Annotated in this window: 11 protein-coding genes; 6 read left to right on the top strand and 5 right to left on the bottom strand. The window is 66.1% G+C overall.

The features are described from left to right. Nucleotides 1-1,151: 1,151 nt before the first annotated feature. The 3 genes from N8I84_RS26885 (at nt 1,152) to N8I84_RS26875 (ending at nt 5,389) form a co-directional block, all read left to right on the top strand. Nucleotides 1,152-2,648 carry an AAA family ATPase gene (locus tag N8I84_RS26885; protein WP_263232064.1) on the top strand — a complete coding sequence of 499 codons (1,497 nt, stop codon included), beginning with the start codon at nt 1,152-1,154 and terminating at the stop codon, nt 2,646-2,648. Then, nucleotides 2,648-3,496, top strand: coding sequence for an HNH endonuclease (locus N8I84_RS26880; RefSeq protein WP_263232063.1), 849 nt, complete (start codon nt 2,648-2,650; stop codon nt 3,494-3,496). Before N8I84_RS26885 ends, N8I84_RS26880 begins: the two co-directional genes overlap by 1 nt. Before the next feature lie 1,203 nt (nt 3,497-4,699). After that, the gene (locus N8I84_RS26875) at nt 4,700-5,389 is read left to right on the top strand and encodes a hypothetical protein (protein WP_263232062.1); all 690 of its coding nucleotides are present in this window, start codon (nt 4,700-4,702) and stop codon (nt 5,387-5,389) included. A gap of 881 nt (nt 5,390-6,270) precedes the next feature. Here N8I84_RS26875 and N8I84_RS26870 read toward each other — a convergent pair. Together N8I84_RS26870 and N8I84_RS26865 are read right to left on the bottom strand one after the other, a co-directional pair. Next, the gene (locus tag N8I84_RS26870; RefSeq protein ID WP_263232061.1) at nt 6,271-7,416 is read right to left on the bottom strand and encodes an FG-GAP repeat domain-containing protein; all 1,146 of its coding nucleotides are present in this window, start codon (nt 7,414-7,416) and stop codon (nt 6,271-6,273) included. Then, on the bottom strand, nt 7,410-9,431 hold the full coding sequence (locus N8I84_RS26865; RefSeq protein ID WP_263232060.1) for a hypothetical protein: 2,022 nt from the start codon (nt 9,429-9,431) through the stop codon (nt 7,410-7,412). Before N8I84_RS26865 ends, N8I84_RS26870 begins: the two co-directional genes overlap by 7 nt. A 760-nt stretch (nt 9,432-10,191) precedes the next feature. Between N8I84_RS26865 and N8I84_RS43180 the strand changes: the two genes are divergently transcribed. After that, the gene (locus tag N8I84_RS43180) at nt 10,192-10,506 is read left to right on the top strand and encodes a peptidoglycan-binding domain-containing protein (RefSeq protein WP_390899056.1); all 315 of its coding nucleotides are present in this window, start codon (nt 10,192-10,194) and stop codon (nt 10,504-10,506) included. A 282-nt stretch (nt 10,507-10,788) separates the two neighbouring features. On the opposite strand, the gene N8I84_RS26860 is transcribed toward N8I84_RS43180, so the two are convergent. Beyond that, entirely contained in the window at nt 10,789-11,412 is a 624-nt protein-coding gene (locus N8I84_RS26860; RefSeq protein WP_263232059.1) for a DUF6000 family protein, read from the bottom strand. Between the two features lie 450 nt (nt 11,413-11,862). Between N8I84_RS26860 and N8I84_RS26855 the strand changes: the two genes are divergently transcribed. Continuing rightward, complete coding sequence (locus N8I84_RS26855) at nt 11,863-12,786, top strand: hypothetical protein (RefSeq protein WP_263232058.1); 924 nt, start codon at nt 11,863-11,865, stop codon at nt 12,784-12,786. Between the two features lie 590 nt (nt 12,787-13,376). Continuing rightward, nucleotides 13,377-14,879 carry a DUF4041 domain-containing protein gene (locus tag N8I84_RS26850; RefSeq protein WP_263232057.1) on the top strand — a complete coding sequence of 501 codons (1,503 nt, stop codon included), beginning with the start codon at nt 13,377-13,379 and terminating at the stop codon, nt 14,877-14,879. 242 nt (nt 14,880-15,121) lie between these two features. Here N8I84_RS26850 and N8I84_RS26845 read toward each other — a convergent pair whose 3' ends face one another. Continuing rightward, on the bottom strand, nt 15,122-15,349 hold the full coding sequence (locus N8I84_RS26845) for a hypothetical protein (protein ID WP_263232056.1): 228 nt from the start codon (nt 15,347-15,349) through the stop codon (nt 15,122-15,124). Between the two features lie 357 nt (nt 15,350-15,706). Beyond that, nucleotides 15,707-16,108, bottom strand: coding sequence for a hypothetical protein (locus N8I84_RS26840; RefSeq protein ID WP_263232055.1), 402 nt, complete (start codon nt 16,106-16,108; stop codon nt 15,707-15,709). Between the last annotated feature and the right edge of the window lie 74 nt (nt 16,109-16,182).

The raw sequence follows: 16,182 nt of genomic DNA, 5'->3' as shown, positions 1-16,182 counted from the left end.
CCAGACCTCAAGCCACTGAGGCACGGCCGACTGCCCTGGAGGCGGAAGCCTTCGACATCGACCCTGCATGGACCCCGCTGCGGAAGTGGCCCTGCCAGCCCCAGTGGGGTGCAACCAGATCTCCTCGTATGTGACTGCAGGATCAATGAAAAGCCCGCGCCCCCCGCCTGACCCCCCGCCAGGCACGCACAACAACCTTCACAAGTCCCCCTCGTTCATGGAGTTTAAGCGTTCAACAAAACGCCGCGGCAGGGAACCCCTGTTACCGATTCGCAATCTACGTGCGACATGCGGTGCGCCGCGACAGAGGCGTCACACCCTCAGGAAGTTTGCCTGACAGGCAAAATGCCTCGCGCCGGGAGCCGCCTCGACCGAACCAACCGGCCACCTCAACGACGACCGCTGCCTAGCGCCCCACCTCGGTGACCCATGAATCGATCTTCACAAATCCCATGTTCGTACCCTGTTCAAGCGTTCAGGAACACCTCAGGAAGCGGAAGCAGTTTTGCCGAATCAGCTGTGCCCAGTGGGGCACACCACCGAGGGAGTGCGCCCCTTGTGCGCCCCCCTACCACCCCAGCGGACACGCAACGGCTCACGGCTGCGGCATAGCTCCGGCGTCACGGGCACGACGTCTCGCCCGGTCCTGCGCAGTAGCCCTCCCTGACGTCTGACAGAAGGTGTCGCACCTCAGAGGAGGAGCGCCCTCCGTCTCCCAAGGCAGAACGAGGGAGCCCAGATTCCCAGGGGAGCGGAACCTCGATGTACCCGCAGCCCCAGCGATCCGGTCGACGGCGAAGCTATGCCGCTCGGGGCCTGTATCAGCCAGCAGCGGGTCAAGAGCGGCCAGCTGTCGGTTCAGCGGGTCAAGGAGCTGTCGGCGCTGAACGTGTGCGGGTCGCGAGAAGCGGTCCCGCAGGCGCGTCGCGGCGGACAAGCGGTGCTGCAGAAGGCTGGCTGGGCTCCCTGATCGGGAAGCCCACGTGATCGCGGCGGAGCCAGACTTGCTGCCATTGCCGCGCTGGGATCCGGGAGGTCACCCACGGTCACTGGCGCGCCCGACGGCGGTCAGGAGGCAGAACCTGTAGCCCACACGGGGATGCGTGAGGCAGTCTGATCGTCAGTCGATCGGCGTCTGTTGAGGGAGCTCAGTGCGGTTCAAGGTTCTGGAGTACAGGGCGAGGGTGCCGAGACTCGACGGCGCCTATTTGATCAAAGACAGTTGGAACGACTATGGGTTCGTCACCACGTTCGACCTGCGGGTCCACCTGGAAGGAAGGGTGGAGCGTATCGGCTACGTTCGGATCGGGCATCTTGATCTGGACACCGAGCCGGAGGGCATGCGGGCCACCGCGGAGGTGCTACCTGAGGAGTTCTACTCACTTCCGGAGGACTTCGCCAGCCTCGCCCACCAGGAGGACTACTACGCGGCCCTGAATGAGCTGCCGGCGGGAATGGGCCGGGACATCCTGAGGGCCCTGAACGACATCGCCTACAACCCGGAAATGGCGGCAGTCTTCTCAGACCATCCCGTGCTAGCGAGTTCCCTGATGCGCGACAGAACAGGCAAGGATCTGCGTCTCCTGCAGCGGATCGCCACGGGTACGCGTGCACACCGAGTGCCTTTCAAGTGGTCTTACATCCCCGTCCAGGAGGGCTTGCTTCCGGCCCCGGAGTTTGAGTTCGAGGCCGTACCGGGGAGCCGGCCGGCGACGAACGTTCATGCATTGATCGGCCGCAACGGCGTCGGAAAGTCGCGGATGCTGCAAGGCATCGCAGAGCATGTGATGGCAAGACGCGTGTCATTGGAAAGTGCTTCGGGAGGCGAGGACAACAGCTTCACGGGCTGCGCGCTCGTAAGCTTCAGCCCCTTCGACAGGCCGCACCAAATAGAGGACTCTGGAGAAGACCTGCGTTTCAACTACATCGGTCTCAGGAAGACTAGGCGGGAGTTGAAGTCTGATGCCGACCTGCGCGAAGAGTTCGTAAAGAGCTTCCTCGAGGTCCGCATCGGTGCAACGGGGGAGCGCTGGCGCAAGGCGATCGACACGCTGAACTACTCAGCCAGCGGATTCCTCGACGAGTACTCCGACCTGATCAGCGGTCTTATGCGGCATCCCGACCAACGAGGCGTCGCAGATGCAATGGGCGAAGTCTTCGACGGACTCAGTTCCGGGCACAAGGTCGTACTCCTCATGGTGACTCGGTTGGTCAGGGTGGTCCGCGAGCGCACCCTTGTCCTGATTGACGAGCCGGAGATCCATCTGCACCCACCCCTCCTGGCCGCCCTCACCCGGGCCCTCTCCGACCTGCTCGCGGACCGAAACGGCATGGCCGTCATTGCCACCCACTCCCCCGTCGTGCTGCAAGAGGTACCCGCCTCCTGCGTATGGAGACTGGTCCGGAATGGCGCGGAGCTTACTGCCAGCAAGCCGACGATGGAGACGTACGGCGAGAGCGTGGGCGAGCTCACCCACGAAGCCTTCGGCCTGGAAACCACCTCTACTGGATTTCACGCTGCCATCGTCGATGCAGTGGAGGAGGGCGGCACCTACGAGGAGATCACTGCCCGCTTCACCGGACTGGGCTCGGAAGCGCGCTCCCTCCTGCGGGCAATGACCTATGCACGGACTCGGGGGCGGGACTGATGCTCCGTCCGGCGCGACCGGTATTCACCGTCAAAGAGGTCGTCGACGCCTGCTCAGCATGGCTGCAGAAGTACGGGTACGCCGATAGGGTCAACGAACACCTATTTGGACTCAGGGAGCTGGAACAGAAATACCGACTGGCTGGCCAGTATGGGATACTTCTTTCTTTCCTCCTGGTCGAGCTAATTAAGCAGAAAGACCACCAGGACCGCGCGATGTTTGAGGAGATCTACGCACAAGCCGTGGTAGGCCGCGCGGCGGGCCGTCAACTGTACGACGCAATCAAGGCGCTCGCGGCCGACAGACGGTGCCCCCTGTGCGGCATACAGGCGGTCGCACAAGTCGACCACCACGCACCGAAGGACAAATTTCCTCTCCTCGCCTTGGCCCCCCAGAACCTCGTCGCGGTATGTGGAACCTGCAACCAAGCCAAGTCGAACACCTTTGATCAAGAGCCCTCACGGGAGGCAATTCATCCCTACTTCGACGATTTCGGTTCCGAACGGTGGCTCTCCGCCCGCATCGACAGCGCAGCCGGCGGTGTCGCCGTGTTCCAGGCGATACCGCCTGGAACCTGGTCCGACACTAAGGCCGCACGGCTGCGGCGCCACTTCACCAAGTACCACCTGGCCGACCGCTACAGAGCCGAGGCAGGGCACGCCCTGTCCATGCGGAAGAGGAAGGACACGAGAACGCTCGAAGAGTCCGGACCCGACGGACTGCGTGACCACCTCCTCGCTGACGCCGGCGAGTATTCCGACTACGACCCAAACAGCTGGCAGGCCGCGTTGATCTTCGCCCTCGCAGACAGCTCCTGGTACCTCACCGGTGGGATGCGGAGCATCTGACTGATGCAATACCGCAGGGTCCCGTCGCGTGCGCAAGTCGGTGGTGCAGGTAGCTGAAGGACGCCGTCACCGGTGCCAGCGACTGGCACAGTCACCGCGACCGACGGCTACACAGCCCTAACAAGCGAGCCGTCGCCAAGGGCGCAGTGACCCTCTGGACCACCCGTGGACTGGTCACCCGCACCTTGTGAGGAAAGAGGTCTTGACCAGCACGTTTACTGCGAGATGAAAGGCCCTCCGGAGCCGTGTGCGCAGGATCGAATCCTGCCGGGGGCACTCCAGCTCGGACAGCGTGATCAACCCGCTGACCAGCGAGATTGCCCACCACAGAGACCCGGACTCAGTCCCACAGAGCCCGGGTCTCTGTCGTTGTGTGTCACTGTTCGCGAGTGAGTGGAGAGTGACATTGCCTGCCACTCGCCACCCCGAGCCGCCGGCTCGGTGATGGCCTCGGCGAATTAGCGGCGGGAGGCGAAGGCCCCGCCGGGGAGGGCTAGGGTCCCCAGTCCCCACGTCCCCCGACATCACCCCGCTCCCCGACGCCCTGCGCCGCTTTACGACAGCACGGTCGGGACCTAGACGGAGGGGCGGTGAGGTGGGGGCGCGGCAGTGAGCCGGGCGGGACGGAGAACTTCGTGGAACCTGGGGTCCGCGGAGGGCCGTTGAGCATCATCCTGGTCAGCGGGCATCATAAGGGCCTCTTCCCATCGGTCGATTCCCCGCGAGGGCGCCATGCACGGTACGGACCCGGAGGCGGCGACCTCCTCCGCCACGAGCAACACGCACTCCGCACCGCCCACCGGGGCCGCACTGCCTTCCGGGCCCGTATCAGCCCCGCAGAGCACGGGCATCGGCCCGGCTCCGGCGGCCACTCCACCCGCGTCGGCCCGAGGCGCGACGACTTTCGCCTTCGCGGCCGGAGCGCCCGACCCGAGTCCGCCCAGGCTACGTCGGCGCGAACTGATCGCCGAGGCTCTCGTGCCGGGCACGCTGGAGAGCCCGCCGGGACAGAGACGACGGAGGGTCCTGTGGACTCTGGCGTGCGGCGCCGTCATTGGTCTTCTCGCCTGGCTCGTTCCGGCTGCTCGCGACTATTTCGCTACCGAGCCGACGACACGCCACTCGAAGCAGGTCGAGGAGAACCTCGACCGTGAGGGTCCAGCTTTCACGGCGTCCACTCGCGTGGACGCGGACCCGCTCTACATGGCTTATGTACTGGATCGCCCGCTGACCCGTACCGAGACTGCCACCTTCCTGGAATCCGGCGCCGACGACAGCCCCGACTTCGGGGAGGTGGAAGAACTGGCCGCGACCCACGGTGGCCACGGTCTTGAGGACCCTGGCTGGGACAAGTCCGACGGATACTCGTCCTCGTGGCTCATCGATCTCTTCAGCGACAGATCGGCGGGCCTGACGATCACCGGCATGAGGGCCAAGGACGTGAGATGCGGCCCCGCCGCTGCGAAGACGGTCATCCTGGTCCGCCCCGAGGGCGGGGGCGCCTACGACGGAATTCATTTCAATCTCTCCGAGCCGAAGACGCCGTACTCACTCAGCCCCGACGACTACTTCGGAAAGCCGTACTTCTCGCACAAGAAGATCGACCTCGGTAACGGCACCGAGCCCGGAGGGCTGCGTGCGAGCCTTTCGTCCGGAGTGCAAGATTGCAACTTCCTGTTGGAAGCCGAGTGCAGGGATTCCTTGGGGCTGCACCAGCAGGAAATCAAAAATGCTTCGGGACGCTTCGCGGTGCGCGGACTTCCCGCAAATCCGTACCAGTTCTTCCTCTGGACGGATGGGGGTGTCTTCGATTGCGGCCCGCACCAGTTGCAGCGCCCCCGAATGTGCCCGGCGATCCCCTTCTCGGTCACCAACTGGTCTTCCGTCGTCTGAAGCGGCACCACACCGACTGCCGATCAGGTTCCGGCGTCTCCGCGAGCGATTCCACGCCGCCGCGTCGCTCCCGGGCGGGCGGTCGCGGTCCCCCCGGCAAGGCTCCCGCCGGACACACAGCCCGCACCATCCCCCTGCCGGGGGCCACCCTCGCCCAATGCGAGGAGGCCCTGGGCGACGCCCACCCCGACACCCTGACCAGCCGCAACAACCTCGCTTACGCCAGCAAAGCTGCGGCAGCTGTACAGCAACCCCAGCAACCGCCCCGACCTCCCCCTCAGACAAGCCCGAGCAACCGGTATGACCGTCCCCGACCAATCTCTGTAGAGCTACGGATCAGAAGGCTTCTGACATCCACGGCTGACATCAACGACGCCGGACAGAGACGTACACCAGCGTTCCTGTCCGGCCGTCGCACCAGCCGACGACCGCAGCCGGAGCAGGCTCGGATCGAACTCCTAAAGCGGTGCTCAGTCGGCGGTAGGACTATTCGAGGACTGGTTGCGTTTGAGTCGTCACATGCAGGGCCGTGACCTGCCGCGTTGCCCGGGTCCCAAGGGGCCTGCAGAGCCGTTGCAGCACAGCAGAGAAGTGCAGCAACTCCACCGACCGGCGCCAACCCCCCATGCCTCTCACAGTCAGGCTGACCAGCCCAGCAACCTCAGCCGCCTAGCCTGTAGTTCACATCAAGAGGGCCTGAAAGCGAGTAACGCCGACGGCCCCGGGGGTTATCCCTGGGGCCGTCGGAGGGTGCTTATCGACGACCAAGGCTGACAGCCGTCCCTGACCGGCTCCTCCCGCGCGGGTCGTCCGCGCGGGAGGGTCGGGGGTTGGCGGCCTGGTTTCAGTGGCGGGGCCGGACGGCCCGTAGCGGCGGAGGATCAGTAGAGGTCGGAGAAGATGTTCCACCCGCTGCCGATGCGGACCCGCGAGAGCAGCGAGCCGGAGGCGGTGAAGTCGTACCGCCACAGCACGCCGGAGGTGTCACGGGCGACGACCGAATCGAGCCCGTGACCGTCCACGTCGCCGACGCCGACCATCGCCGTGTAGATCTGGTAGCCCGTGCCGGTCTTCACCCGAGAGTTGAAGCCGCCGTTGCCGTTGCCCAGGTAGCGCCAGAGCCCGCCCGCGGTGTCGACCGCCAGCAGGTCGCCGTTGCGGTCGCCGTTCACGTCGCCGACGCCGACGATCCGGGTGTAGGTGTTCCAGCCCCTGCCGAGCGCGACCCGGGAACCGAAGCCGCCCCTGCCCGTACCGGGGTACATCCACAGCTCGCCCGAAGCATCGCGGGCGATCAGGTCGTCGTGGCCGTCCCGGTTCAGGTCGCCGACCGAGACCAGCCGGTTGTAGATGTTCCAGCCCCCACCGAGCGCCTTCGGCGAGGTGTTGTTGAGGACGCCGCCCGCCGCTTGGTTCGGGTAGTACTCCAACTCGCCGCCGCTGGTCCGGACGAGAATGTCGTTGAAGCCGTCGCCATTGATGTCGCCGAAGGGCACGACCGCGTTGAGTTGACCGGAGCCGGTACCGAGGTTCCAGTAGCTCGACGCGACCGGGCTGGAGTAGCCGCCATGGCCGTTGCCCTCGTAGTCCATGCCGTAGCCGTTGCGGTACCCGAAGGCGGACTGCTTCAGTACGCCGAGCAGGGTGGACCGGCCGTTCTCGCCGTAGGAGCGGAAGGGCATCCGGCCATAGAAGACACCCATCGTGCCGGAGGCCGCCTGCGTCGCAGCGGCGCCGGGCGCGTCCGCGGGGACGGTCAGCAGCTGCCAGTCGTAGGAGCCATTGAAGGCGGCCGTCTTGGCCTGGAGGATGCCGTCCCAGCTCATGGAGCCCTGAGCGGCGGTCGGGCCACCGGTGTAGCTGTGGACGACCTGTCCGGTGGTCGTCCGGCGGATCACCAACTGCCAGTTCGCCAGCGGACGGCTGGCCTCGAAACGGAAGTTCCACGCCTGGCCGGGCGTGATGAAGTTGTTCCAGGCCCCCGCGTTGGCCGCGACCGGGGACGCGGGCACGCCCGTGGTCAGCACGTGGACGATGTTGTCCGGGTGTAGGCAACGTCACCGCTGGTGCGGTCCACGGTCCAGTCGATGCCCCGGTCGTCGCTCGCCCCGGCGGCCTGCGAGAAAGTGGCCAGCACAGGGGTCGCGCCAACGGAGTCCGCGTGCACGTCGGTCAGCCGCAGCTCACCGTTTGCCGCGTCGTGACGCACCAGATAGCCGTCACCCAGCAGCACTGGGCCGGCGTCGACGCTGAACTTCACGTTGGTGGCCAGATCGTAGACCCCGGCCGGGCCGCTGCTGCCACAGCTCCAGTAGAGCCAGTGTTGCGCCACTTGCACTTCGCTGGGCGTGCAGGACGCCCCGGTGCTGATAGTCCGCTGGAGGGTGGGCGCGCTGCCCAGCCCCGTGTGGGGCGTGCTGGCCTGGATCTGGCCGGGCGCGGTGGCCCGCCAGAGCGTGCCCATCCACACCGTCGCCCCGCTCGCCGACCCCAGAGGAATCATCGCGCTCTGGCCTGGCTCCCAGAGGTATTGGGAGCCGGCCGAGTCGATGAGCACGAACTCGCTGTCCGCGTCCACGACGCGGGTGTCGGGCGAGGAGAAGGTCTCCGGGCTGAGGCCGCTGATGAACACCCGGGCGGAGGTCGCCGTGGTGGTCGTGTACACCGGCCCGTAGGAGTTGCCATCCGTCTCACGCACGCAGAAGGCGTCCACCGCGCAGGGACCGGCCTGCAGCGGCTGGCCGCCGTCGCTCAGGTAGCCGGTCGTCGTCTTGCCGATGGTGCTGCCGGAGCCGGTCAGCGGTGTGGTCGCCATCGCGAAGCGCGTGGCGGCGTTGAGCTGCGGAACGGTGAGGACCTGGCGCACCTGACCGTGCGCCATCGACAGCGTGGCGGTGGTCTCGGCCGGGGGCGGCAACTGCCGCACGGCGGTCACGTTCACGCTTCCGTCCGTTGCCGCAGTGAGCCGCTGCACGGCCTGGCTGGTGCTGGTGCCGCCGATGACGAGAGCGCCCCCGGGCCCCTGGGGCAGATAAGGGTGAACCCTGGTACCGAGAGTCGGCTGCAACCCGGTCACCGTGGCGTCGAGCTGAGTGGCCGGGCCGCCCGCGATCGGGACGGCGTTGAGCACGGGCGGTGCGCTCGACGAGGCCCGGGTCACCATGACGATCTGCTGGCCGACGACGTCGTAGTCGAGCAGCATGCCTGAACCGGCCGGTGCCAGGACCTGCGTCGGGGTGACCGTCCTCCCCGCGAGGACGTCGGCGACCGGGACCAGCGAGATGCCGCCGTTCGAGGGCCAGGTCAGGTAGTCGCCGTGGACGGTTGGGGCCACGGCGCTGGGCGGGGTGACAGCCGTCGCCGCGGTTGCCGCGCCCGTGTCCAGTCGCACGAGGTAGAACGCGGTGGTGCCGGTGACGCCGGGCTTCGGGGTGCTGCGGACCGTCACGTAGTCGCCGGCGCTCTGGTACGCGACGGCGTCGTTGATGTAGTCGGTACTCGACGGCAGGCCGGTCATGGCGACCTCGGTGACCGTGCCGTCAGCGTTGAGCTGGAGCAGATGGACACCGCCGGTCTCCCGCACCAGGGCGCGGGTCCCGTTCGCGCCGACGGCGACGACGGTGTGCAGCAAGGTGCCGCCGAGGGACGAGAGGTCGTAGCTGACCCAGCTGCCAGCCAGGGTCGGGTCACCGACGTCCAGTGTCGCGTCGTTCTGGTAGGCAACGTGGTCGCCCCCGGCGGAGAAGAAGTTCGTGTTGGTCAGCGCCACGGCGGTCAGTTGCGGCTGCGGGGTGTCCGTCCCGGACGCGTAGTCGGTCCACGTGTAGCCCGGCAGCCCCTGCTCCCGGTGCAGGAAGCCACTCGCACCCGCCACCAGCGGCATGTCCCCCCGGAACGCCGCGAGCTGCGGCGCGGGCAGCGTCGTGACCTCAGTCGGCGTGCCGCTCGTCACCGCCAGCGCGTGCCCGGGAACCGCACCAGCTATCGCCGCGGCGACCACAAGCGCCGCCGACCCGGATCTGAGCCTCCGTCGAAATGTCATGTGTCCCACCCCATCGTCCTGCAAGAAGAACCAGCGGGCTCCGGTCGCGGCGACGCGGGCCGCGGTCACGGAGCAGGCCGCGAGCCTAAGCCATCAGCGAGTGACGGCTGCTGGCGGGGATGACGGAGGTGGACAACGGCGCTCGTGGGTAGGCGGTTTGGTCCGATAACGCGAAACTCCTGGTCCCCTCAACAACGGCCCGGGCGCTCGGGGGAGGGAGCAACCACCGATCGACGCAGGCCACGCAAATCGCAGGTTCATGCCGAGTTGCCCACGGGCGGGATGCAGTTGCGGTACAGCAGCGAAGTACAGCAACCACCGCAACCGGAGGTGGCTGTCAACGCCCTCCGATGACCTCACGACCAGCGTCCCGGACCGCAATGACCACCGGGCCGAGAGTTCGGATGAAGAGGTCGTGTCAGATCGTGCGGGAACTGACGGGGCCGGAGCCCAAACGCCATGTGGCATCGCTTATGAGGCCCCTACTGGCTCCAACCCGAAGGGACTAGCGAGCCAAGATGCGGATGACACGGCCGCAGGGCATCGTGGGACAGAGGTGTCTTCGAGCCTAACCCTGCGTAGGAGGTGGTGCGCATGCGGTGGCTCGCAGGAATAAGCCTTTCTGGCACTCACCGCAGTCGCTACGGGCTGTAGCACAGTCACAACAGGCGGAGGGAACACTCAGCCTCCCCCTAGCCCGGTCACCACAACGATTGGGCCGACTGCAACCGTAACCAAGGAACCTCCGACAACGGTGACTATGACGGTTACGCCGCCCGTTAACGTTCAGCCCACAGGTCCGGCGACCTCTTGCAACTACACCGACAGCAGGCCGTCCATCAGCCGAGGCTCGAAGGGACCTGCTGTACAACAGACTCAGTGCTACCTGAATCTCTCCATTCGGGGTACACAACGCGTGGATCTCCCCATCCTGAACAGTGACTTCGGACCGCTCACAGATGGTGCCACGCGCAAATTCCAGCGGTGTGCAGGCATTACAGTCGATGGGCAAATCGGTCCGCAAACATGGGCTTACCTCGTCTACTGGGCAAGCCAGCCCAATTATCTCTGCTGATGTAGTGAAAGGCGGAGCTGGGCCCTGTCTCGGACGTGTCGACTGCAGCCGCGAGCTCCTGTCCCCCATATGTGGAGCCTCCGAGTGCTACTCGGCGAAGAGGCCGTGCCAGACCCGTGCCAGGTCGTGCGGGGAACACCGGGGAGCAGCGCGATGGGTGGCCCAAGCCCCGAAACCGCTTCGTAGCAGGTCAGCCGAGCAACCTCCACGAAACGCTCCCAGCTTCCCAAGCTGAGGGCACAACGCGCTGGGCGATGGTGGTGACCACCCTCGGCGGGGGGCTCATGTCAGCCTGTCGGGGCAGTGCTTGGCAGCCTCATCAGCGAAAGCGCACAGCTCGCATATGAATTCTCGGTAGCTGGCGGGGGCCTCGCGGTCCTTGCTGGGCGGCCCGTCGATCCACTGCTGCCAGAGTCCCTCAGGTGCGAGGAACCGGGCTGCGCAGTCAGCACCGAGCTTGGCGTCGAGCAACAGGAGCGCGCCGAGGGCGGCTTCCTGGTCGTAGTAGAGGTCGGGGCGCCGCAGGTAGCGGTCGAGGTAAGCGACCAGGAGGTCAGCATCAGCCCTGGTGCCGAAGATGGCCAGAGCGACACAGTAAGCCTGCCCGGCGTAGGGCCCTTCGCTGGCGAGCAGGAGTTCGCCGAGGCGATCCCGGAACTCGGATCTGCCAGCCACGGCGATGAGCCACGCTGCCGTCTTTCGCTCCCGCCACCCACCGTCGAGCAGCGTGTCCAGCTCACGAGGACTGGTCTTCCCGGCCGCCTGACCCAGCTTCTGCAGGAACTTGGTTCGTTCACGCCCGCCCATCCCGAGAAGGCTGCCGCCGAGTTTGAGGTACCGCCGGTCGGGCGTAACGTAGCGGCGGATCAACTTGAGGGGCTCTTCCTCTTCGTCTGCGCGGCGCATGGAAGCATCCTCGTATGGACGAAGCTGTCAGACCAGCAATCTTTCAGGTCGGGCGCCTCAGCCCCGCCTGCCCATCCGTCTGAGTTCCCGTCTCATTCAGCCCCGCTCACGACCGTTCAGATGAGACCATGAGCCGGGTGCGCCCCGGGCATCCGCTCATGAACGCAGGGAACGGCCCCGGACACAGCCCACCACCCCACCACCACAGTTGGAAAGCGTGCGGGCAGCGCTTAGAGCGCGCCGGTGGCGCGGGGCTTGCGGTCGCTGTCAGTCCTGGGCGTGCGGTCCCGCTGGCACCCTGTCTTCCTCGTCGTGCTCCCGCCCAGCACCTCACACCTGACGTGTTTATCCCACTCACCTGCAACGAGGTCCAAATGGAGTACTAGGCTCATGAGGAACTGGCTACGTCTTCCGGGGGTGCCCGTGTACTGCTTTCGTCTCCCCTTCACGATGCCGAGCCAGACGCTGCTCGGACTGACCGAAAGCCAGTTCTTACTGTGCGGCGAAGGAGAGCGACAGGTTTTGCTGAAGCCCTTCGGGGACGTCGGCCAACGCTTGTGTGATGCGACCAACCTCGTGATCCGGGGCGAGGGATACGCCACCCAAGACGAAGCTGCCAGAGAGGGTGAACGGTGGCGGGACGTTATTAGTCGTGCCTTCGCCCGGGTGCACCTAGCCGCCGACTTTGGGGATCGACAGCCCGTCGGGACCCTGACGAAAGCGGGTGAGGCGTGGCTCGCCGAGCGAGTGGGACACCCTGTGTTGGGACACCTGCCAGGTGTCACAGTCTTCGAAGATCAGCCAGGCCTTCGCTTCGTCGCCGCGCCAAGCATCGAGTCGTGCAAGCGTCCGTCCGAGGAGCGGAACCGCCTGGTGCTCATGCAGGCCGCGCAGCTCCATGACCCGCTGGAGGGTCCTGAGCGGCTGGCCTTCGATCTGTACAGCGGTTCCTTCTTCCAGCCTTCAGCGGACTCGAGGCTTCTGATGCTGACTATGGCGATTGAGACCTTGCTCGACCTCCAGCCCCGCTCGGATGCCGCCCAGGCGCACGTGACCGCCATGATCGAGGCGACCGAAGCCAACGCTGACCTCACCCGCTCTGAGCGAGAGTCGCTACGAGGGAGCCTCAAATGGTTGCGGAATGAGTCGATCGGGCAAGCCGGGCGGCGACTCGCCCGGACCCTGGGGCCTCGCACGTACTCGGGCAAAGCCCCCGCCGCTTTCTTCACCCGCTGTTACGAGATGCGCAGCGCGCTCACGCACGGGTACGTGCCGCGCCCTAACCGTCATGAAGTAGCGGGTCTCGCCGCAAGCCTCGAGTTTTTCGTCGGTGACCTCCTGGCCGGACGCCTTCTCACCGAGATCCCTGACTGATACTGGGCGAGGTCGCCGTCTCCCGGCCACGGCTTTGCGACGGCTGGCATCGACCTGCAGGGTGTTGTGGCGGCGCGCGGACCGGCACGCGTGGTGGCAGTGGGCGGACCGGCTAGACGATCCATTGGACGTCTGCCCCGTCCCGGCGATACAACAGCATCATCGGGCGACCGTCGGACCAGCCATCGACGGCCCCAGGGGCGGGTGTAGATCGAACTCCTAAAGCGGATGTCGCTTCCCCACCCCGCCCGGCTCGAACGGGCTGGTCACCTCCACAACGGGCCAGCACTGGGGGAAGCAGCCGCCGACCGACGCGGGCCGCTTCAATCTTGGGATCGTTGGTCCAGGCAAGTAGTACGCTCCGTCTACTAACTGTCCGCGCTCGAGGCCGTACGAGCTATGGACCCAATGTGTCGGTCTGTGGGGACAGGCCAGGTTGGGGGGCGTGCATGCTGTATCGGTTCAATCCGCCGCCAGGTTGGCCGGCACCGCCTCCGGGATGGATGCCGCCCCCCGGATGGCATCCGGACCCGTCGTGGCCACCGCTGCCGCCAGGTTGGCAGCTGTGGGTGCCTGACACCACGAGTAGCGTGAGTGCTGTAGGCGTCAGCGCTGACGCCACGCCAATGCCTGGCCAGGCTGCGGATGTCCATGGCGCGCTGACCGCGCCGCCCGGCCCGACATACGCCGACCTGGTCGTTGGTGCAGAGTCCTCCGCACTCCCGCAGGTGCCCATTCCGCCTGCTCGCCGCGGTGGCCTGTTCGGCAGACGTCGCCGCGACGAGACCCAAGAGATCGAACAGCTGCGAGCCTGGGTGGCGCGTACGCAGGGCATGGACGCCGTGCAGGTCCTCGATGCCCTGCGTCTGGCGCGAGAGGAAACCGCTGCTTTGCGCGAAGCTGCGGAAGCCGATGCAGAGCAGATCCGGCAGAGCGCTCGCGAAGAGGTTAAGAAGCAGAAAGAAGAAGCGAAAAAGGCTTCCAAGGACGCCGAGCTTGCCCGGAAGGAGACGGAGAGGATTCGGCAGGAAACCTATCAGGCCGGAAACCGCCTTGCCGAACTGCAGGCTCAGGTTGTCACCACCGACGAAACAGCCATGCTTCAGCAGGTCGGAATCTACGCCTACCGGCATCAGCTGCAGGATGCCATTGCCTACCGCTCTCAATTGGAGACACTGCAGGCCCATATCAAGGCGCTTGCGCGAACCGACCAAGCAGTGCTCGCCGCTCAGGACTGGACTGTCAACGGATCTGCCAGCGCCGGGCGCAAGATGGTACGGGACTTCTCGAAACTCATGCTCAGGGCGTACAACGCCGAGGCGGATTACGCGGTGCGCTCCATGCGCCCCCACCGTCTGAACTCCCTGATTGACCGCCTCTACAAGAGTCGGGAGACAATCGCCAAGCTCGGGGCGACCATGAACATCCGTATTTCGGACGCCTACCACGACGCCCGCGTGCGTGAGCTGCAACTGACTGCGGACTTCCTTCAGAAGAAGGAGGAGGAGAAGGAAGCTCAGCGGGAGGTCCGAGCGCGCGAGAAGGAAGAGGCCGCTGCGCAACGGGAGTTGGAACGCGAGCGGGAGAAGCTGCAAAAGGAGCTGAGCCACTACCAGGCCGCTTTGGAGCGACTCCGGGAACGTGGGGACACCGACGCGGTAGCGGAGATGGAAGTGAGGCTGGCAGAGATCGAGGAGTCCCTCAGTTCCGTCGAGGCGCGTGCCGCCAATGTCCGCGCTGGGTATGTATACGTGATCTCCAACATCGGCGCCTTCGGGGAGCGGATGGTCAAGATCGGGATGACGCGACGCCTGGAACCACTGGAGCGCGTTTACGAGCTGAGCGGTGCATCAGTGCCGTTCCGGTTCGATGTCCACGCACTGATCTTCAGCAAAGACGCGGTCGGCCTGGAGTTCCAGCTGCATCAGGAGTTCGCGGACCATCGAGTCAACCGCGTCAACACCCGAAAGGAGTTCTTCCGCGTCACCCCGGCGGATGTGCGCGATGCGCTCCAGCGGTACGCCGGCCAGCACCTTGTCGAGTTCACGGAAGAGCCTCAGGCCCTGGAGTGGCGCGCCAGCCAGCCGGGCTGATTCAACCCGATCCAGCGAGAGGGAACGCCTAAACCCTCTTTGCTGCGCACTGAACGTGTTGGTCTGCCGCTTCGTCCGGGCTGGGGCGCCGGTCCCTGCCGAGCGGCAGACCAACGGACGAAACGCGTTGCGTGCAGCAGAAGGCCCCGCACGTCGGTCGACGGGGATTGACTACGTGCGGGGCCAGGCCGGCCGGTCACCGTTCGAACCGCAACCGGCCGGAGTCTTACTGGCTGACGTGATCAGGCAGCCGATGAATTCCGACGGGCGCTGCCTGCCTCCACCGTCAGCGCATCGGCATCCATTTCCTTCTCTGCCCCGAGGCCCGACACGATCAGTCGGGCCAGCACCAGGGCTGCCTCCGGTCGGATGGTCCCGAGGCGTACCAGGCCGTCCCCCGAGACGTTCACGTCGGCCGAGAGACCTGGGAAGTCCGGCTCCACGGCCAGATTCGTCAGCTGTGCGGCCAAGGCGCCGGCGCTGCGTCGAGCCTGCCCCGAGCCGCGGACGTAGGGGACGCCGGGCATCAAATTCTCGGCGGGCTTGCAACGACTTCCCGTCGGTCGGTCATGGCGTCCCTCTCTTTCTGCGTAGTGTTCGAGGACCCTCTGGTCGAGCTTGTGGGATGGGTGGGTGAATGGGTGGGTGATCACTGAGGGCCGCTATCAGAAGCAGCGAGCCCAGACCGGTTTCCGCGTCGCTCAGCCACCGGAGGCCGACCGAAAAGGCGCCCGACCTGGGCTGTTGCCCTGTCAGGCGCCTTGCTCTCGCCCCCGCAGCCCCTGTGGCGGGCCGCCGGCTCGCGGCGGCGGCCCGCCACGGTGTGGCTAGCAGGAAGCGTGATCGGTGTCGACGGCGTCGAGTTCCACGGTCACGCTGCCCTGGTGCAGCAGCAAGAGCGAATCGCTCGCCCAGGTTCCGAAGGACTTATGCAGTTCGACGGTGAATGATCGGGCGGGTTGACGGTTGATCCTGGTTTTCCAGCCTGCGCCGCGGGCAATCGCCGCGATGCTCTGGGCGCTCTCGGTGTCCGCCTTCGCATGGAAATCCTCCGAGTAGGCAGGCGGCAGTTCCATGGTGCATTTCCAGCGGGTGACCGGATTGTCCGGCTGTCCCAGTTCTGCTCGGAAGGCCGTCAGGATCGGATCCTTTCTGAGTACGGCGATCCGGGCTTCGATCTGGGCGTCCGGTTGAGAGCGGTACCACTCGGCGATGGCCAGTGCTGCCACCAGGAGCAGGACGCAGATGACTGCCTGCCGGCGACGCGACCGAGGCCAGAGCCGTCTCGGCAGCCGCGCTGCGC

This window comes from Streptomyces cynarae, from assembly GCF_025642135.1.
Taxonomy (GTDB): domain Bacteria; phylum Actinomycetota; class Actinomycetes; order Streptomycetales; family Streptomycetaceae; genus Streptomyces; species Streptomyces cynarae.
This window is presented reverse-complemented; position numbering and strand designations above follow the sequence as displayed.

Excerpts from the sequence above, each read along its gene's own strand:
- N8I84_RS26880 (WP_263232063.1), top strand. The coding sequence starts at position 2,648 with ATGCTCCGTCCGGCGCGACCGGTATTCACCGTCAAAGAGGTCGTCGAC.
- N8I84_RS43180 (WP_390899056.1), top strand. The coding sequence starts at position 10,192 with ATGACGGTTACGCCGCCCGTTAACGTTCAGCCCACAGGTCCGGCGACC.
- N8I84_RS26865 (WP_263232060.1), bottom strand. The coding sequence starts at position 9,431 with ATGACATTTCGACGGAGGCTCAGATCCGGGTCGGCGGCGCTTGTGGTC.
- N8I84_RS26860 (WP_263232059.1), bottom strand. The coding sequence starts at position 11,412 with ATGCGCCGCGCAGACGAAGAGGAAGAGCCCCTCAAGTTGATCCGCCGC.
- N8I84_RS26855 (WP_263232058.1), top strand. The coding sequence starts at position 11,863 with ATGCCGAGCCAGACGCTGCTCGGACTGACCGAAAGCCAGTTCTTACTG.
- N8I84_RS26875 (WP_263232062.1), top strand. The coding sequence starts at position 4,700 with ATGGCTTATGTACTGGATCGCCCGCTGACCCGTACCGAGACTGCCACC.